The organism is Streptomyces phaeofaciens (assembly GCF_014648915.1).
GTDB classification, from domain to species: Bacteria; Actinomycetota; Actinomycetes; order Streptomycetales; family Streptomycetaceae; genus Streptomyces; species Streptomyces phaeofaciens.
Genome location: NZ_BMSA01000035.1, coordinates 1 through 17,888 on the forward strand (window position 1 = coordinate 1; position 17,888 = coordinate 17,888).

Below are 17,888 nucleotides of genomic sequence, written 5' to 3' on the forward strand. Positions count from 1 at the left end.
CACACCAACGACCGACCTGGCCAGCAGTCACGGCAGACACCGTTGCAGTACTAGGACCGCTCTTCACGATCTCGCCGGGGCCTTCGGCGGGTGCCGAACCGTCGTGGGCGCATGCTGGGATCCATGACCACCACGACCACCAGGGACGTACGGGCGCCGGGGCTGGCCGCGCTGGCCGGGCTCCTGGCCGACGAGACCCGGGCCGCCTGTCTGCTGGCGCTGCTCGACGGGCGGGCGTGGACCGCCGGTGAGCTGGCCCGGCACGCCGGGGTGGCCCCGTCGACGCTGAGCGAGCACCTGGGCAAGCTGGTCGGCGGCGGGCTGCTGGCCGAGGAACGGCAGGGACGGCACCGGTACGTCCGGATCGCCGAGCCCCGGGTCGCCCAGCTCGTGGAGGACCTGGCCGCCCAGATCGCCCCGGACACGGCCCCGCGCCCGCACACCCTGCGGGCCGCGACCGCCGGCTCGGCGATGGCCCGCGGGCGCACCTGCTACGACCATCTCGCCGGACGCCTCGGCATCGCCGTCACCGACGCGCTGACCGCACGGGGCCTGCTGCGGCAGGACACCGGGTTCGCGCTGACCGACCCGGGCCTGCGGTGGTTCGAGGGCGCCGGGATCCCGCTCGAGCGCGCGTCCCGCCGCCCGCTGGCCCGCGCCTGCCTCGACTGGACCGAGCGCCGCCCCCATCTCGCCGGCGTCGCGGGCGCCGCCCTGTGCCGGCACGCACTGGACGCGGGGTGGTGCGTACGGATCGGCACCGAGCGGGCGGTGAAGGTGACGGCGGCGGGCGAGCGGGCGTGGGGCGAACTGCTGGGGATCGAGGCCGCCGCGCTGCGCTGAGCCGCACCGCCCGCCCGGCCACCGGCGCCGGGCCCTCGGTCACCCCGTCCGAAATACGCGAGCCTGCGCCGCACCACCCCTCCTAGCCTCGGGACCATGATGAACACCTCCCTCTCCCGCCCTCGGACGCTCGCCACCGGTGCGGCCGTCGTCACCGTCGTGCTGTGGGCCTCGGCCTTCGTCTCGATCCGCAGCGCCGGCTCGGCGTACTCCCCGGGCGCGCTGGCGCTCGGGCGGCTGCTGGCCGGATCGGTGACGCTCGGGGTGATCTGCCTCGTCCGCCGTGAGGGGTGGCCGCCGAGACCGGCCTGGCCGGGGATCGCGATATCGGGGCTGCTGTGGTTCGGGGTCTACATGGTGGTGCTGAACTGGGGCGAGCAGCAGGTGGACGCCGGTACGGCGGCGCTGGTCGTGAACATCGGCCCGCTGCTGATCGCGCTGCTCGGGGTGCGGCTGCTCGGCGATCCGATGCCGCCGAGACTGCTGGCGGGGATGGCGGTGTCGTTCGCCGGGGCGGTCACCGTGGGGCTGTCGATGTCGGGCGGGGGCGGCTCGTCGGTGCTCGGCGTGGTGCTGTGCCTGGTCGCGGCGGTCGGGTACGCCGCCGGGGTCGTCGCGCAGAAGCCGGCCCTGGCCCGGGCGAGCGCGCTCCAGGCGACCACCTTCGGATGTCTGGCCGGCACCGTGCTCTGTCTGCCGTTCGCCGGGCAGCTGGTGCGGGACGCGGCCGGGGCGCCGCTCTCCGCCACGCTCAACATGGTCTACCTGGGTGTCTTCCCGACCGCGCTCGCCTTCACGACCTGGGCGTACGCCCTCGCCCGTACGACGGTGAGCCGCATGGGCGCGACCACGTACGCCGTGCCCGCGCTGGTGGTGCTGATGTCGTGGCTGGCGCTGGGCGAGGTGCCGGGGCCGCTGACGCTGGTGGGCGGGGCGCTGTGTCTGGCGGGCGTGGCGGTGTCGCGGTCCCGGGCCGCCCGGGCCGCGGACCGGTCGCGGCCGGCGGCGGCCGAGGTCCCGGCGGGGCCCTTGGGCGGGGCCCCGCTACACCGCGGCGAGGAGACCGGTACGCGACCGGCGGCCGGAGGCGACCGGAACGCGCCCGGCGGCCGGAACGACTAGCCGGAACGGCCGGCCGGAACGGCTAGAAGACGACCAGCGCCCGGCCGCCCTTGCCCGCGATCATGTTCTCGAAGGCGGCGGGGATGCCGTCCAGGGCGATGCGCTCGGTCACCAGGGCGGAGAGGTCCAGTCGGCCCGCGCGGACGTGCGCGGCGAGCACGGGGAGGTCCTCCGCCGGGTTCGCGTTGCCGTACACACAGCCCGACAGGGTGCGGCCCCAGTGGAAGAGTTCCAGGGCGTTGAAGGTGACCTGCTGGTCCTTGCCGCCGATGCCGACGACCGTGGTGCGGCCGCCACGCCGGGTGGACTCCCAGGCCGTGCGGATGGTGACCGCGCGGCCGACGCACTCCACGGCCACGTCGACGCCCTGCTTCCCGGTGAGCGCCCGGATCTCACGGGCGGTGTCCTCGGAGGCGACGACGTAGTGGGTGGCGCCCGCCGCCCGCGCGAGTTCCTCCTTCTCCGGGGAGACGTCGACGGCGACGATCGTGGTGGCACCCGCGATCCGGGCCGACTGGAGGGTCGCGAGGCCCACCCCGCCCACGCCGAACACGGCGACGGTCTCGCCGGGGCGCACGCGCGCGTTGTGGTGGACGGCGCCGTACCCCGTGAGGACGGCGCAGCCCAGGAGGGCCGCGTCGGTGAGCGGGATGCCGTCGGGCAGCGGCAGGACGCAGGAGGCGGCGACGACGGTCTCCTCGGCGAACGCGGCGACGTTCAGGCCGGGGTGCAGGTCCCGGCCGTCGGCGGTGCGGGCGTAAACGGCGGCGGAGCCGCTCAGGGCGTCGGCGCACAGCCAGACCTCGCCCAGTCCGCAGGCGTGACATCTCCCGCAGGCGGGAGCCCAGTTGAGGACGACGGCGTCGCCGGGCGAGACGTGGGCGACGCCCTCGCCGACGGACAGGACCGTCCCCGCGCCCTCGTGGCCCAGCACCGCGGGGACCGGCACCCGCATGGTGCCGTCGGACAGGGACAGGTCGGAGTGGCAGACGCCGGCGGCGGCGAGACGGACCCGGACCTGGCCGGGTCCGGGGTCCGGGAGATCGATGTCGGTGATCTCCAGAGCGGCGCCCACGGCGGGAAGTACGGCGGCACGAACCACGGCAGGCTCCTCAGAACTGGAGGGACTTGGTCTGGAGGTACTCGGCGAGACCGTGCGCGCCGAGTTCCCGGCCGACGCCCGACTGCTTGTACCCGCCGAACGGGGCGAGGGGGTTGAAACGGCCGCCGTTGATGTCGACCTGGCCGGTGTCCATGCGCCGGGCGAAGGCCACGGCCTCCGCCTCCTCGCCCGCCCAGACGGCGCCCGCCAGGCCGTAGACCGTGCCGTTGGCGATCCGCAGGGCGTCCTCCTCGTCCTCGTAGCGCAGGATCGACAGGACCGGGCCGAAGATCTCCTCCTGGGCGATCGTCATCTCCGGGGTGACGTCGGCGAAGACCGTCGGGGCGACGAAGCAGCCGCGCTCGCGCGGGGATTCGGGGCCGCCGGCGACGAGCCGGGCCCCCTCGGCGATCCCCTGCTCGATGTAGCCGCGCACCCGTGCCTGCTGCCGGGCGCTGACGACCGGGCCGATGCGGTCGCCGTACTTCGCGGCGGCGGCCGCGGCCAGTTCGACGGCCTCCTCGTAGCGGTCGCGGTGGACCAGCATGCGGGTCCAGGCGCTGCACGTCTGGCCGGAGTTCGCCATCACGTTGGCCACGCCGACGTTGACCGCCTTGGCGAGGTCGGCGCTGGGGAGGATCACGTTGGCGGACTTGCCGCCGAGTTCGAGGGCCACCTTCTTGACGGCGGCGCCCGCGGTGGCGGCGATCCGCCGGCCGACGGCCGTGGAGCCGGTGAAGGAGACCAGGTCGACACCGGGGTGCTCGGCCAGGGCCTGGCCGGCGACCGGACCGAGGCCGGTGACGAGGTTGAACACGCCCGCCGGGACACCGGCCTCGTGGACGGCCTCGGCGAAGAGCTGGGCGGTGAGCGGGGTGTCCTCGGCGGGCTTGAGGACCACCGTGCAGCCCGCGGCCAGGGCCGGGGCGACCTTGGCGACGATCTGGTGCAGCGGGTAGTTCCAGGGCGTGATCGCGGCGACCACGCCGATCGGCTCGTGGAACACGGTCGAGTTGCCGACCCGCTCCTCGAAGGAGTGGGTCGCGGCGAGTTCGGCGTAGGAGCCCGCGACCGCGAGGGGGACGGCGGCGTGGACCGCCTGGGAGAAGGCCGGCGGGGAGCCCAGTTCGGCGGTGACCGTCTCGGCGATCTCGTCCTTGCGTGCCACCAGCGCGTCCCGCAGGGCGGTCAGCCGGGCCGCGCGTTCGGCGGGCGGGGTGGCCGCCCAGGCGGGAAGCGCGGCACGGGCGGCCCGTACGGCGGCGTCGACGTCCTCGGCGCCGCCCGCGGGGACCCGGGCGATCACCTGCCCGTCGGCCGGGTCGACGACCTCGATCTCGTCCTGGCTCGCGGCCGGGCGCCAGGCACCGTCGAGGTAGATGCCGTGCTGTGCCTTCATCACGTTCCTTCCGGGCGGTCCTCGTCGTCCGGGCCAAACTAGCGCCGTTAGTTTTCTGGCACCAGGGGTCACCGGCGTGCCGCCCGCCACGCTGTCACGCCTCCCACTCCTCCAGGTCGGGCAGCCGGGCCGGGGCCGGGGAGATGCGGTCGCCGTGCTGGTCGAAGACGTACAGGTGGGCGGTGTCGACGAGCAGCGGGATCTGCATCCCGTACCGCAGGACGAAGTCGGGGGTGGTGCGGACCACGAGGTCGCCCGGGACCCGGGCCTCGGGGGACGCGGACGGCCGGGCCCGGTCCGCCGCCTCGTCCGGGGCCGCGGCCGAACCGCCCCGCGGACCGCCGGCCCGCTGCCGCAGCCGGCCGAGGAGCCCGCCCTCGCGATGCCGCCGGGGCGGCGCGGGCACCGGGCGCGGCGCCTCCAGTTCGGGTACGACGGCGGGACTGGAGCCGGTGTTGAAGTGGACCAGCACCTCGTGGCCCTGGAACTCGACGTGCTCCACGAGCCCGGTGATGTGGGTCTCCTCGGGGCGGGCCTCGGCGGGCGTGGCGATGCGTACGGCCTCCGAGCGCAGCCCGACGATCACCTCCCGGCCCTGCTGCACCCGCAGCAGCCGGTGGTCGAGGCAGAGGGGTTCGGGCAGCCGCAGGGCCTGCTTGCCGAGGCTGACCGTCATCGCGCCGTCGAGCGGGGCGCGGACCAGGCCGCGCAGGAGGTTGATGCGCGGGGTGCCGATGAAGGCGGCGACGAAGACGTTGCGCGGCAGGGCGTAGACCGCGCGCGGGGAGTCGACCTGCTGGAGGACACCGCCGCGCAGCACGGCCACCCGGTCGCCGAGCGACATGGCCTCGGCCTGGTCGTGGGTGACGTAGACGGTGGTGACGCCCAGTTCCCGGGTGAGCCGGGAGATCTCGGCGCGCAGATGGTTGCGGAGCTTGGCGTCCAGGTTGGACAGCGGCTCGTCCATCAGGAAGGCGGAGGGGTGGCGGGCGATGGCCCGGCCCATGGCGACGCGCTGGCGTTCGCCGCCGGAGAGCTGGCCGGGGAAGCGGTCCAGGAGGTCCTCGATGCCGAGCATCCGGGCGGTGGCGTCCACCCGGGGGGCCGGGTCGGCGCCGGGGGCCTCGATGCGCAGCGGGAAACCTATGTTGTCGCGGCCGGTCATGTTCGGGTACAGGGCGAAGTTCTGGAAGACCATCGCGATGTCCCGGCCGGACGGCGGCAGGTCGTTGGCGTACCCGCCGTCGAGGAACAACTCGCCCTCGGTGATGTGCTCCAGGCCGGCGATCATCCTCAGCACGGTGGACTTGCCGCAGCCGGAGGGGCCGAGCAGGACCAGGAACTCGCCGGGTGCGATGTCCAGGGACAGATGGTCCACGGCCCGGACGCCCTTGGCGTGGACCTTGCTGACGTCGTGCAGGGAGATGGCGCGTGTCATGAGAAGTGTCCCCGGGGGCTCTCGGGCAGGTCCTGAGCGCTGGTGCTCCGCGTTCTTGGCCGCCTCGCGCGCGTCGTACGAGGCTTGTGAGTCACGGAAGTTAACGGACCGTACGCACCCGGGGGAAGGGAATTGGCCGCATCGGACCCCTCGGTCCGACAGGTGAGAAAGCGGACGACCCGGTTCAGGCCGGCGGAACGGGGCGGTCCGGCTCCTTGACCGTGACGAGGTGCGCGAAGACGACGAGGTTGCCCGCGTAGCCGGTGCGGCGGTCGAACGCACCGCCGCAGGTGATGAGCCGCAGTTCGGCGCGGCCCCGGTCGCCGTACACCTCCTTGTTGGGAAAGCGCGCCTTCTCGTACGTCCGCAGTTTGTCGACGGTGTAGACGGCGATCCGTCCGTCGGCGCGGCGCACCTGCACCGGGTGGTTCGGCGCGAGCTGGGACAGGCCCCAGAAGACGGCCCGGTCGGTGTCGGTGTCGAGGTGCCCGACGGCCACGGCGGTCCCCCGCTCCCCCGGCGCCGGCCCGGTGGCGTACCAGCCCACCAGGTTCGTGTCCTCCTCTGGCGGCGCGGGCAGCCGGCCCTTGCCGTCGAGCCGGAGTTCCATGACCGGGGCGTCGATGTCGAGGTAGGGGATGACGAGGCGGGTGGCGGGGGAACCCGGGGCGGGACGGGCCTTCGCGGCGGGACGGGGGCGGGCGGAGGCCGTGGGAGCGGCGGGGACGGCGGGGAGAGCGGCCGGCCCCCGGCCCGCCGGGGTGGCGGGCAGGGAGGGGTCGGTTCGGCCGGGCGGGGACGACGCACCGGCCGCGGGCGGAGGCGGGGACGACGGCCGGCCGGCGGACGAGGACGGGGACGGTGTCCTGTGCTCCGGTCGGGGACCCCGCGCGTCGGCGGTCGCGCCGGGTGCGCCCTCGGCCCGCCACGCCTCCCCGTCCACCATCCCGGAGGCTCCGCCCCGCACGGCGGACGCCACCTCCGAGGAGCCCGCCGGCGCGGCCGCGACCGCTCCCGAGGGGGCCTCCTCCTGGACCGACCACAGGCCCGTCACGAGGGTGGCGGCGAGAACGGCCGTCCGGGTCAGCCGGAACGCGCGTGTCCGGTACCAGGGCCGGCGGGCGCGCCGGACCGGCGACAGCCGCACGGACCGGTCGCCCGTCGGCTGACGGACGGCCCGCTCACCCTGCGGCCGGCGGACGGCCCGCCCGCCCGGCGCCCCGCGCGCACCCCGGCCGTCCGGCACCGGGCGCCCCGCGCCTCCCCCCGCCGCCGGGCGGACTCCGCGTCCGCCCGGCGGCAATCCGGCGGAGCCGTTACGCGACGCCATGTGTGCGGCGACGGAGTCGGAACCAGACCGCTCCGCCGACCGCGGCCAGACCCACGGCGACCGCACCGGCGACCGGGCCGACCGCGGCGTCACGGGCCGCTCCGCCGCCACCGGCCGGCGGGCCGCCGTGCGGGCCGCCGTGGTGGCCGCCGGAGTAGCCGCCGCCGGAGTTGCCGCCGCCGGAGTAGCCGTGCGACGGCTCGCCGGTGGGCGGCTCCGTGGTCGGGGGCTGCGTGCTCGGGGAGCCGCTGGGGCTGGGCGAACCGGAGGAGCAGTCGTCGACCCAGAAGGTCTTCTGCTTGCCGGGGCCGCCGTCGCCGTCGGCCGACAGGAAGGAGAGCTTGTAGTGCCCCGGGGGGAGTTCGATGTCGTCGCTCTGCGCCGTGCCGTCCGCTTCGATGGTGAGCTGGCCGGAGGCTCCGGCGTCCCCGGAGGACGGCGGCTGGGTGACGATGCTCCAGGAGGCCGTCTCGTTCGGGTCGAAGTTGAAGGCCGCCAGGTAGAACTCGCAGACGTGGGGGTCGTTCTCCTGTTCGTCCTCGTCGGTCCGGATGTCGTGGATCTTGATGTCCCCGTTGTTGGCGGCGAAGGCGGGCGCCACGGTCAGGGTGCCCCCCAGGACGGTGAGGGCCGCGAGGGCGGCGGCGCGGGCACCGGCGCGGCGTGGACGGGTCGTCACGGGCATGCGAGTTCCTCCGAGTCGGATGATTATCCTACAAATCACGCTTCATCTGACTCTTTGTCATTTCGGCACGTAACGGTGGGAGCATCGCCCGACGCCCCGTCAGTTGTCCCCCTTCCGGCCCACCGCGGACCCCGGACGGGCCGGCTCGGCGGGCGTCCGCACAGCCTCCGCGGGCCCGGCCGGCGACCGCAGCGCCACCCCCGACGACAGCAGCAGCAGCGCCCCCAGCAGCACGAAGGGCGCGGCCACCCCCGCGACCCCCGCGATCAGGCCCGCCGCGGCGGGCGCGGCGACCTGGCCGAGGCGGTTGCCGGTCAGCCGGAGCGCGAGGGCCGTGGAGCGGGCGCCGTCGGGGGCGGCCTGGACGACCGTCGTCATGGACAGCGGCTGTCCGACACCCAGGCAGAAGCCCAGCACCGCGAGCATCACGGCGAGTCCCCACACGGGCACCGGCAGGGCGATCCCGGCGCACAGCAGGGCCGCCAGCAGACAGGTCACGGCGAGCAGCAGCGTCCGGCCGAGCAGCCGCAGCAGGGGGGTGAGGACGAGCCGGCAGGCGATGGTGGCCGCCGCGCGGACGCTGAGCAGGATCCCGATGACCGACGGCGCGATGCCCCGCTGGTCGCCGACCACCGGAAGGTAGGCGGTGAGGATGTCGGTCGCGGACAGCACGGCGAGGCTGACGAAGATGCCCGCGGGCACGCCCCGGGTGCGCAGGATGCGGACGACCGGGACGCGCTCGCCCTTCGCCGCGGGGGACGCGGGCGTCGTGTCGCGGTGCTCCGTGCGCCACAGCGAGGTCAACGCGACCGCGCAGCCCGCGCCCGCGGCGAGCAGGGCCAGCGCGCTGCTGCCGGCCCGGTCGGAGTCGTCGATCAGGAAGCCGGCCGCGATCGGGCCGATCAGCTGGCCGAGGGAGGCGCCGATGGTGAAGTGGCCGAAGTTGCGGTCCTGCTCGTGCGGCGCGGACTGGCGGGCGACCAGCGACTGGGAGCCGATGACGAAGCAGAGGTGCCCGAGGCCCATCACCCCGCTCCACAGGGCCATCGCCGCGAGCGAGCCGGCCAGGCCGCTGAGCACGCAGCCGCCGGATATCAGCACCACGCCCACCGGCAGCAGCGGGGCGCAGCGGCCGTGGTCCGTACGGCGTCCGAGCGGTACGGCGGCGAAGAGCGGGAGCAGGGCGTACACACCCGCGATGACACCGATCGCCCGCTCGTCGGCGCCCAGCGCGAGAGCCCGGTAGGACACGGCGGGCCGGGCCATCGACACCGCCCCCTGCGCGAAGCCGAAGGCGATGACGAGGCGGAGCAGCCAGCCGCGGTTCCCACCGGGCGTCATGAGCGTTGTCCTTCCGAGGCGATCAGATGATGCCGAACAGGATGCCCGCCCCGAGGATCACCAGGCAGGTGAGGGCGGCCCACTTGACCACGAACCGGGTGTGGTCGCCGAACTCGACCTTGGCCATGCCGACCAGGACGTACACGGCCGGGACCAGGGGGCTCGACATGTGCAGGGGCTGGCCGACCAGCGAGGCGCGGGCGATCTCCAGCGTCGAGACGCCGTGTGCCTGGCCGGCCTCGGCGAGGACCGGGAGGACACCGAAGTAGAAGCCGTCGTTGGACATGAAGTAGGTGAGCGGAAGGCTCAGCAGACCGGTGACGAAGGCCATGTGCGGGCCCATCCCGTCGGGGATGTTGTCCACCAGCCAGCGGGCCATGTGGTCGACCATGCCGGTGCCCTGGAGGACGCCGGTGAAGACGGCGGCGGCGAAGACCATGCCGGAGACGTTGAGGACGTTCTCGGCGTGCGCGCCGATGCGGGCCTTCTGGTCGGGCATGTGCGGGAAGTTGACGGTGAGCGCGAGCGCGGCGCCGAGCAGGAACAGCACCGGGATCGGCAGCCACTCCATGATCATGGCGGTGAGCAGGACGACCGTCAGCAGCGCGTTGAACCAGTACAGCCCGGGGCGCAGGGTGGCGCGGTGCGGGTCCAGGCCCTGGAAGCCGTCCTCGGGCTCGTCGTCGCCGAGGGCGGCGGCGCCCGAACCGGCGGCCGGGGTGGAGGACGTGCCGGTACCGGAGCCGCCGGATCCGCCCGCGCCGACCAGCAGGGTCTCGGACTCCTTCTCCTCGACCAGCACCTCGTCCAGCGTCAGCACCCCGAGCCGGCGCCGCTCACGCCGGCCGAGGACGTAGGAGAGCGCGATGACGAACAGCAGGCCCACGGCCAGGGCCGGGATCATCGGGACGAAGATGTCGCTGGCGTCGAGCTTCAGCGCGGTGGCGGCGCGGGCGGTGGGGCCGCCCCAGGGCAGGGTGTTCATCACGCCGTTGGCCATGGCCGCGACGCCGGTCATCACGACCAGGCTCATCTTCAGGCGCTTGTACAGCGGATACATCGCCGAGACGGTGATCATGAACGTGGTGGAGCCGTCGCCGTCGAGGGAGACGATCGCGGCGAGGAGCGCCGTGCCGACGACGATGCGCAGCGGATCGGCCTTGCAGAACTTCAGGATCGCCCGGACGATCGGGTCGAAGAGGCCGACGTCGATCATCACACCGAAGTAGACGATCGCGAACATGAGCATCGCCGCGGTGGGGGCGAGGCTGGTGACGCCGTCGATGACGTAGTCACCGAGCTGGGCGCCCTTCCCGACGAAGACGCAGAACAGTGCCGGGATCAAGACGAGCGCCGCGATCGGCGACATCTTCTTCAGCATGATCAGGACCAGGAAGGTCGCGATCATGGCGAAGCCGAGGATGGTCAACATGTGTGGATACCTAACGTTCGCCCTTGAACATCCCACCTGGGGGTCGGCGGTGCGATGACGTTAGGTCCGTTCAAACGGTGTTAACAACCCGTTGACGCGCGAGCAATAAGCGCAAAAGTCCTGGTCACAGCTTTGCTCAGGTCACAGGCACGAGCGAGACGGGTACGCCGTTGAGGACCGCGTTGCCCGAGAGGGGGTCCAGCAGGCTGCCGTCGAGGAGCTGGTTGACGTTGACGCCGGGGTCGGTGGCGGCATGGCTCAGCCGGGTGCCGGGCCGGTCGTGGCCCCAGCCGTGCGGCAGGCTCACCACACCCCGCCGTACGCCGTCGGTGATCTCCGCCGGGGCGGTCACCTCTCCCCCGGCGCCCTTCACCCGCACCGCGCCGCCGTCGCGTACGCCGAGCCGCTCGGCGTCCTCGGGGTGGATGTGCACGGTGCAGCGGTTGGTGCCGCCGGTGAGGGAGGGGACGTTGTGCAGCCAGCTGTTGTTGGACCGCAGATGGCGCCGCCCGACGAGGACCAGCCCGGCGGGCCGCTCGCGCAGTGCCTGGCGCAGCCGGGGCAGATCGCCGGCGATCGGCTCGGGCAGCAGCTCGATCCGCCCGCTGCGGGTCTTCAGGGGCTGCGGCAGGCGCGGGCGCAGCGGCCCGAGGTCGATGCCGTGCGGGTGGCCGAGCAGCCGGTCGAGGGTCAGCCCGTCCGGGCGGACGCCGAAGCCGTCGCCGTAGGGGCCGAGGCGCAGCATGAGGTCGAGGCGGCGCTCGGGGCCGTTCTCGCCGGTGAGGAGGGCGGCCAACTCTTCGGGGTCGCGGCCGTGCACGGGCGAGTGGGGTTCCCTGACGGCCTTGCCGAGGGTCTGGCCGACGACCATGTCGTCGACGGCGGACGGGTCGGCGCCGTGCATACCGGTCACGGCCAGGATCAGCCGGGCGAGGATCTCGGTCTCGGCCATCCGGCCGGGTTCGAGCGGGACGGCGGGGCGGTTGTAGCGGACCTGGTTGCGCACGGCCAGGGTGTTGAACGCGAAGTCGTGGTGCGGGCTCTGCGAGGGCGGGGGCGGCGGCAGGACGACGTCGGCATGGCGCGCGGTCTCGTTCAGGTACGGGTCGACGCTGACCATGAAGTCCAGCGAGCCGAGCGCCTTGTCGAGCCGGTCGCCGTCGGGCGCGGAGAGCACGGGGTTGGCGGCGACCACGAGGAGCGCCCGGATCGGCTCGCCCTCCTCGGTGGCGGTGTCGATCTCCTCGGCGAGCACGGAGAGCGGCAGCTCGCCCTTGGCCTCGGGGTGCCGGCCGACCCGGGAGTGCCAGCGTCCGAGCCGGAAGCCCTTGCCGGGCCCGGCCGGGCGGGGCGTCCGGTCCGTGGCGGCCTGCGGGAAGAGGGCGCCGCCCGGCCGGTCCAGGTTGCCGGTGAGGATGTTGAGGACGTCGACGAGCCAGCTGCCGAGCGTGCCGTAGGGGACCGTGCAGCTGCCGATGCGGCCGTACACGGCGGCGGTGGGGGCGGCGGCGAGTTCACGGGCGAGGACGCGGATGACGGGGGCGTCGACGTCACAGGCCGGGGCGACGGCTTCGGGGGTGAAGTCCCGTACGGCGTCCCTCAGTTCGTCGAGGCCTTCGACGTGCTCCGTCAGCGCGCCGAGGTCGGTCAGCCCCTCCTCGAACAGCACCTGGGCCATGGCGGCGAGGAGCAGAGCGTCGGTGCCGGGCCGGATGTCGATGTGCCGGTCGGCGAGCTTGGCGGTGCGGGTGCGGCGCGGGTCGATGACGGTGAGGGTGCCGCCGCGGGCCTTGAGGGCCCTGAGCCTGCCGGGGAAGTCGGGGGCGGTGCACAGGCTCCCGTTGGACTCCAGGGGGTTGGCGCCGATCAGGAGCAGATGGTCGGTGCGGTCGAGGTCCGGCACGGGGATGGCGTTGGCGTCGCCGAAGAGCAGCCCGCTGGAGACGTGCTTGGGCATCTGGTCGACCGTGGAGGCGGTGAACAGGCTGCGGCTGCCGAGCCCGGCCATCAGCACGGTCGGGTAGAGGGCGCCGGCCACGGTGTGCACGTTGGGGTTGCCGAGGACGACCCCGACGGCGTGCGGGCCGTAGCGTTCGACGATCGGCCGGATGCCGGCGGCGACGGCGTCGAAGGCCTCCGCCCAGGTGGCCTCGCGCAGCTCGCCGTCCCGGCGGACGAGGGGGGTCCGCAGCCGGTCGGGGTCGCCGTCGACGGCCGCGAAGGAGGCGCCCTTGGGGCAGATGAACCCCTTGCTGAACACATCCTCACGGTCGCCGCGGGCGCCGGTGACCGCGGTTCCCTCGATGGTGAGCGTCAGCCCGCAGGTGGCCTCGCACAGGGGACAGATTCGCAGGGCGGTGCGGGACACGGGTCCTCCCGGGGGCGGCGGCGTTGCCTTCTCCCGGCCGAGCATACCGACCGGTATGCATCCTTGGGAGGGGTTGCCGGGGAGCGGTTCACGGGAGGGTCCGCGGGAGGGGCCGTGGCACGAGCCGCCCGACGGGCCGCGGGAGGAGCCGCCGGACGGGCCGCGAGGCACCCCCGCCCCGGCATCAGTCCAGTACGCGGCCCAGATACGCCCGCAGCAGTTCCCGGGTCTCCTCGATCACCTTCGGGTCGCCCTCCGGGGCCACCCGGAAGGCGAGCTGGACGAGGGCGTCGGCGGTCTCCACGGCGATCAGGAAGGTGCGGCGCAGGTCCTCGTCGGGGGTGCGGCCGAGGTAGTCGGCGAGCAGGTCGGTGAGCCGGTCGGCGACCCGGTGATTGGGTTCGCTCTGGCGGCTGCCGACCGGGATCTGGTTGCCGAAGTCGACCAGGGAGAAGCCGGGCGCGGTGCGCTTCATGGCCAGGTACTCGTCGAGCACGGCGTCCATGGCGGCCCGCCAGTTTCCGCGCCGCGCACTCGCCAGCCGCTCGGTGACGCGCTCGGAGTACCGCTCCAGGTTGCGCTGGGCCAGGGCGTCCGCCATCTGCCGCTTGTTGCCGAAGAAGCGGTAGACGGAGCCGATGGGCACACCGGCGCGCTGGGCGACGGCGCGGGTGCTCAGGTCGTCGTAGCCGACCTCGTCGAGGAGGTCGGCGCAGGCGTCCAGGATCCGGGTGAGCCGTTCGGCACTGCGCCGCTGGACGGGCGCACGACGGAGCGATGTCGCTGGGGGCACGGGCTTCATGATGCCTTTCCGCCGTGGTCAGGTATACCTCGCCCCCCAGTACGGAGAAAGATGCCTGATGCACTCATGGCGAGGGCGAGGACGAGGCGAAGGAGGCGCCCGAGGGGTCCGACGCGGTGATGTCCGCCGTGCTCTGCACGGGCTTGCCGTCGACCGCCCACACCGTGCCGTCGTCCGCGTACAGCCGCGCGGTGACCTGGTGGGTGCCGTGCGGAAGGTAGCCGGCCGGGATGCGGTACGTCGGGGCCCGCAGGTCGGCCAGGGCCCGGTCGTCGACGTAGAGCCGGGCGATGCCGCGGCCGGTGGCGGCCTCCGCCTTCACACCGTCCGGCGAGAACCGGAAATTGGCCAGCTTCAGCCGTACGTCCCAGCCGCCCTCGGCGTCCGGCTGCACCTCGAGGCCGACCTCGGGCGCGCCCTTCCCGTCCACCTCGCGGTAGTGACGGCCGTCACCGTCGGTGTCCTTCAGCACCTTGCCCACGGGTGAGGGCGACAGCACGTCCCCCTGTTCCTGGGCACCACCGGAACCGCAGCCCGCGGATCCGGTCAGCATCAGGACACAGACCGCGAGCGCGGCGGCTCCTGCACGCGTCCACGACATGTCGGCGACATTAGAGCAACGGCCCGACACGCGGATCCCCCTGTGGTCTGGTTCCGGTCGCCCTTGATCGTCCTCCCAGAGGAGGACCGTCGCACCTCTTGCGCCCACGAAAACGCAATCCTACGGTGATACATAGGAATCGATCGGCAAGGGAGCCAGCGACGATGAACCGCGGGGACGCACGGAAGATCGCCGAGGGGCTGACGCACCTCTCCGGCTTCGGCAACGAGCACGGTTCCGAGGCCGTCCCGGGCGCCCTGCCCGAGGGCCGCAACTCACCCCAGCGGGCCCCCCTCGGCCTCTACGCGGAGCAGCTCAGCGGTACGGCGTTCACCGAGCCGCGCGCCCACAACCGGCGCTCGTGGCTGTACCGGATCCGCCCCTCGGCCGCCCACCCGGCGTTCACCCGCACCGGCAACGGCGCGCTGCGCACAGCCCCCTTCACCGAGACGGTCCCGGACCCGAACCGGCTGCGCTGGGACCCCCTGCCGGAGCCCGCGGAGGGCACCGACTTCCTGGCCGGCCTGTGGACCCTCGGCGGCAACGGCGACGCCACCCAGCGCACCGGCACGGCCGTGCACCTCTACCACGCCGACACCTCCATGGACCGTGTCTTCAGCGACGCCGACGGCGAGCTGCTGATCGTGCCGGAGCGGGGCGGGCTGCTGCTGCGCACGGAGTTCGGCCTGCTGCGCGCCGAGCCGGGCCATGTGGCGCTGATCCCGCGGGGGGTCCGCTTCCGGGTCGACCTGCTGGACGACACGGCCCGCGGCTATGTCTGCGAGAACTACGGCGCCCCCTTCCAGCTCCCCGACCTCGGCCCGATCGGCGCCAACGGCCTCGCCAACCCCCGCGACTTCCTGGCGCCCGTCGCCGCGTACGAGGACGTCGAGGGCCCGGTGGAGGTGGTCAACAAGTTCTGCGGCAACCTCTGGACGGCCCGTTACGACCATTCGCCGCTCGATGTGGTCGCCTGGCACGGCAACCACGTCCCGTACGTCTACGACCTGCGCCGCTTCAATGTCATCGGCTCGATCTCGTACGACCACCCGGACCCGTCGATCTTCACGGTGCTGACGTCGCCGTCGGACACCCCCGGCCTCGCCGGCGTGGACTTCGTGGCGTTCGTACCGCGCTGGCTGGTGGGCGAGGACACCTTCCGGCCGCCGTACTTCCACCGGAACGTGATGAGCGAGTACATGGGCCTGATCGAGGGGGCCTACGACGCGAAGACGGCGGGGAAGGGGGGCTTCGTGCCGGGCGGCGGCTCGCTGCACAACATGATGTCGGCGCACGGCCCGGACCGGGAGACGTTCGACCGCGCGAGCGCGGCGGAGCTGCGGCCGCAGCGGATCGACGACGGACTGGCGTTCATGTTCGAGACGCGCTGGCCGCTCACCCTCACCCCGCACGCGGCCGGAGCGGACCACTTGCAACCGCGCTACGACGACGTGTGGAACGGCCTCGAACGGCACTTCCGCCCCTTGCACTGAAGATTCCCGAAGGGTACGGATGGCCCGTGACCTCCTTCGCCCCGGATTCGATCGTCCTCAACCGCAAGCTGCCGCTCTGGTACCAGGTGTCGCAGTCGCTGCGCGCCTCGATACTCGGCCGCTCACCCCGGGACCCGCTGCGGCTGCCCACCGAGGAACAGCTCGCGGGGCACTACGGGGTGAGCGTGCTGACCATGCGGCAGGCGCTGAAGGAGCTGGAGGACGAGGGGCTGATCACCCGGCACCGCCGGCGGGGCACGTTCATCGAGCCCGACGCGCGGCGGGGCGCCCCGGTGCGGCTGCTGGGCTCGGTCGACGCGATCGTGGCCCAGCAGTCCGGCATGACGACGCGGCTGCTGGCCCAGGGCACGACGGCGGTTCCCGCCGAACTCGCCGAGCACTTCCCGGATCTGACCGAGATCGCGACGTACCACCGGCTGCGCGGCGACGACACCACGGGGGAGCCGACCAACCACGCCCGCAACTACGTCCGTCCCGAACTCGCCGCCCGGATCGACCCGGACGACCTGGTGCGCTGGCCGATGACCAAGGTGCTGCGGGACATCGTGGGCGCCGACATCAGCCGGATCACGGACACCGTCGAGGCACGTCTGGCGGACCCGGAGACGGCCCAGCTCCTCCATGTCCCGCTGCTGAGCCCGATCCTGCACTACACGGGCGTCACCTATGACACGGACGGCCGGGTGCTGGACGCGGCCGTCATCCACTACCGGGGTGACCGTTTCTCCTTCACGGTCACCCTCGACGCCACCTGAGCAGGACGTAGCATGCCCACCGTGACGCACGCCGACGCTCTGCCGCTGGCGGACCTCATGCCGTGGTCCGTCGCCCCGCCGCGACTCGGCCGGGAGTGGCCGCTGGCCCCCGACCCGGCCGTGCTCAGGGACCGCTGGGCCGCCCTGGTGAAGGCGGACGGCCCGGACCGCGAGGCGCTGTTCGAGCCGACGCGCTCGCGCACCCTCCACACGGCGGTGGGCCGGCTGCCCGGGCGGTCCGGCGGCACGGAGCGGCTGGCGCGCGCCGCCGGCCCCTGCCCGGAGCCGGTACGGGTGCTGGCCGCGCCCTTCGACGAGCGGTGGCTCCTCCCCGACCACCGGCTGATCGACGCGGCCCGGCCGGAGCTGTGGCGGGTGGCGGACGAGCGGCAGGCGTTCGTCGTGGAGCGGCCGGACGCGCCGCCGCTGGTGACCCGGCTCCTGCCCTTCCTGCGCCCGGGCCGGATCCGCCCGCTGTACCGCCGTCCGGGCGGCACGGAACCCAACCTCGCGCCGGGTCTGCTGGACCATCTCGGCCACTCCCGCGACCCGCTGGACTTCCTGGCCTGGACGCTGGCCACGACCGGCCCCGACCTCACCGTCCCGCTCCCCCGGGATCCCGCGCTCTGGTCCCGGGGTGTCGCGCTGGGCCACCACGCCCTGCGGCTGCTGCGCCGCGACGGGGAGCGCCCCAAACTCCCCGGCGGCCGCCGCCCGTACGTCCGCGCCCCGCTGCCGGCCCGCCCGCTCACCGTGCACTACGACCGCGAGGAGGAGGCCCTCCATCTCGACGAGGGCCGCATCTCCCCGGTGCCCCCGCAGGCCTGGGACTTCGGGACGGGTTCCGGGGAGCGGGTCCTGGAGCGCTGGTTCGCGGCCCGGGCGGAGCCCGACGCCCTGCCGGGCACCCTCGCGGCGATCCGTCCGACGGCCTGGCGGCAGACCTGGACGTCGGAACTCCTGGAGCTGATCACGGTGTTGGCCCTGCTGGCGGAAGTCCGCGAGCAGCAGGCGGAGTTGACGGTGACGGACCGGGTGACGGCGGCGGAGCTCCGCGCGGCGGGCGTCCTGCCGGTCCCGGATTCCGCCCGTCGTCCGGCCACGGTCCTGGACCACCACGAGGAGGGCCCCGAGGGCCAGTTCGCCCTGATCTAGG

General features: G+C 73.7%; 15 protein-coding genes. 5 read left to right on the forward strand and 10 right to left on the reverse strand.

The features are described 5' to 3' along the window. Positions 1–111: 111 nt before the first annotated feature. Both IE275_RS38910 and IE275_RS38915 read left to right on the forward strand, forming a co-directional pair. The gene (locus IE275_RS38910) at positions 112–843 is read left to right on the forward strand and encodes an ArsR/SmtB family transcription factor (RefSeq protein WP_189717412.1); all 732 of its coding nucleotides are present in this window, start codon (positions 112–114) and stop codon (positions 841–843) included. 96 nt (positions 844–939) lie between these two features. Next, positions 940–1,965, forward strand: a complete 1,026-nt coding sequence (locus IE275_RS38915) for a DMT family transporter (protein WP_189717413.1) — start codon at positions 940–942, stop codon at positions 1,963–1,965. 22 nt (positions 1,966–1,987) lie between these two features. Here IE275_RS38915 and IE275_RS38920 read toward each other — a convergent pair whose 3' ends face one another. The 10 genes from IE275_RS38920 to IE275_RS38970 form a co-directional block, all read right to left on the reverse strand. Continuing rightward, a complete protein-coding gene (locus IE275_RS38920) occupies positions 1,988–3,067 on the reverse strand; it encodes a Zn-dependent alcohol dehydrogenase (RefSeq protein WP_189717414.1) in 1,080 nt (359 codons plus the stop codon). A gap of 10 nt (positions 3,068–3,077) precedes the next feature. Continuing rightward, positions 3,078–4,466: an aldehyde dehydrogenase family protein gene (locus tag IE275_RS38925; protein ID WP_189717415.1), complete on the reverse strand. Its 1,389-nt coding sequence runs from the start codon at positions 4,464–4,466 to the stop codon at positions 3,078–3,080. A gap of 94 nt (positions 4,467–4,560) precedes the next feature. Next, positions 4,561–5,904 (reverse strand): ABC transporter ATP-binding protein, encoded by a 1,344-nt coding sequence (locus IE275_RS38930; protein ID WP_189717416.1) that lies wholly within the window; start codon positions 5,902–5,904, stop codon positions 4,561–4,563. 184 nt (positions 5,905–6,088) lie between these two features. Then, complete coding sequence (locus tag IE275_RS38935; RefSeq protein WP_229871046.1) at positions 6,089–7,150, reverse strand: class F sortase; 1,062 nt, start codon at positions 7,148–7,150, stop codon at positions 6,089–6,091. 70 nt (positions 7,151–7,220) lie between these two features. Further along, positions 7,221–7,919, reverse strand: a complete 699-nt coding sequence (locus tag IE275_RS38945) for a hypothetical protein (protein WP_189717417.1) — start codon at positions 7,917–7,919, stop codon at positions 7,221–7,223. Between the two features lie 99 nt (positions 7,920–8,018). Next, positions 8,019–9,260, reverse strand: a complete 1,242-nt coding sequence (locus tag IE275_RS38950; protein ID WP_189717418.1) for an MFS transporter — start codon at positions 9,258–9,260, stop codon at positions 8,019–8,021. Between the two features lie 22 nt (positions 9,261–9,282). Beyond that, entirely contained in the window at positions 9,283–10,692 is a 1,410-nt protein-coding gene (locus IE275_RS38955) for a CitMHS family transporter (RefSeq protein ID WP_189717419.1), read from the reverse strand. Positions 10,693–10,828: 136 nt separating this feature from the next. Continuing rightward, positions 10,829–13,060 carry a molybdopterin oxidoreductase family protein gene (locus IE275_RS38960; RefSeq protein ID WP_189717420.1) on the reverse strand — a complete coding sequence of 744 codons (2,232 nt, stop codon included), beginning with the start codon at positions 13,058–13,060 and terminating at the stop codon, positions 10,829–10,831. A gap of 184 nt (positions 13,061–13,244) precedes the next feature. Further along, positions 13,245–13,862: a TetR/AcrR family transcriptional regulator gene (locus tag IE275_RS38965; RefSeq protein WP_189717421.1), complete on the reverse strand. Its 618-nt coding sequence runs from the start codon at positions 13,860–13,862 to the stop codon at positions 13,245–13,247. 64 nt (positions 13,863–13,926) lie between these two features. Then, entirely contained in the window at positions 13,927–14,463 is a 537-nt protein-coding gene (locus tag IE275_RS38970; protein WP_189717422.1) for a hypothetical protein, read from the reverse strand. Between the two features lie 164 nt (positions 14,464–14,627). On the opposite strand from IE275_RS38970, the gene hmgA reads away from it, so the two are divergent. Genes hmgA through IE275_RS38985 form a run of 3 tightly spaced genes read left to right on the forward strand, consistent with a single transcriptional unit; the run spans position 14,628 to position 17,887 of the window. Next, on the forward strand, positions 14,628–15,956 hold the full coding sequence (gene hmgA / locus IE275_RS38975) for a homogentisate 1,2-dioxygenase (RefSeq protein ID WP_189717423.1): 1,329 nt from the start codon (positions 14,628–14,630) through the stop codon (positions 15,954–15,956). 26 nt (positions 15,957–15,982) lie between these two features. Next, positions 15,983–16,732 (forward strand): GntR family transcriptional regulator, encoded by a 750-nt coding sequence (locus IE275_RS38980; protein ID WP_189717424.1) that lies wholly within the window; start codon positions 15,983–15,985, stop codon positions 16,730–16,732. 12 nt (positions 16,733–16,744) lie between these two features. Further along, positions 16,745–17,887: a type ISP restriction/modification enzyme gene (locus IE275_RS38985; RefSeq protein WP_189717425.1), complete on the forward strand. Its 1,143-nt coding sequence runs from the start codon at positions 16,745–16,747 to the stop codon at positions 17,885–17,887. The last annotated feature ends 1 nt before the right edge of the window (position 17,888 follow it).

Coding starts and splice junctions, on each gene's coding strand:
- IE275_RS38945 (WP_189717417.1), bottom strand. CDS start 7,919: ATGCCCGTGACGACCCGTCCACGCCGCGCCGGTGCCCGCGCCGCCGCC.
- IE275_RS38910 (WP_189717412.1), top strand. CDS start 112: ATGCTGGGATCCATGACCACCACGACCACCAGGGACGTACGGGCGCCG.
- IE275_RS38985 (WP_189717425.1), top strand. CDS start 16,745: ATGCCCACCGTGACGCACGCCGACGCTCTGCCGCTGGCGGACCTCATG.
- IE275_RS38955 (WP_189717419.1), bottom strand. CDS start 10,692: ATGTTGACCATCCTCGGCTTCGCCATGATCGCGACCTTCCTGGTCCTG.
- IE275_RS38930 (WP_189717416.1), bottom strand. CDS start 5,904: ATGACACGCGCCATCTCCCTGCACGACGTCAGCAAGGTCCACGCCAAG.
- IE275_RS38965 (WP_189717421.1), bottom strand. CDS start 13,862: ATGAAGCCCGTGCCCCCAGCGACATCGCTCCGTCGTGCGCCCGTCCAG.
- IE275_RS38950 (WP_189717418.1), bottom strand. CDS start 9,260: ATGACGCCCGGTGGGAACCGCGGCTGGCTGCTCCGCCTCGTCATCGCC.
- IE275_RS38915 (WP_189717413.1), top strand. CDS start 940: ATGATGAACACCTCCCTCTCCCGCCCTCGGACGCTCGCCACCGGTGCG.
- IE275_RS38925 (WP_189717415.1), bottom strand. CDS start 4,466: ATGAAGGCACAGCACGGCATCTACCTCGACGGTGCCTGGCGCCCGGCC.
- hmgA (WP_189717423.1), top strand. CDS start 14,628: ATGAACCGCGGGGACGCACGGAAGATCGCCGAGGGGCTGACGCACCTC.
- IE275_RS38970 (WP_189717422.1), bottom strand. CDS start 14,463: ATGTCGTGGACGCGTGCAGGAGCCGCCGCGCTCGCGGTCTGTGTCCTG.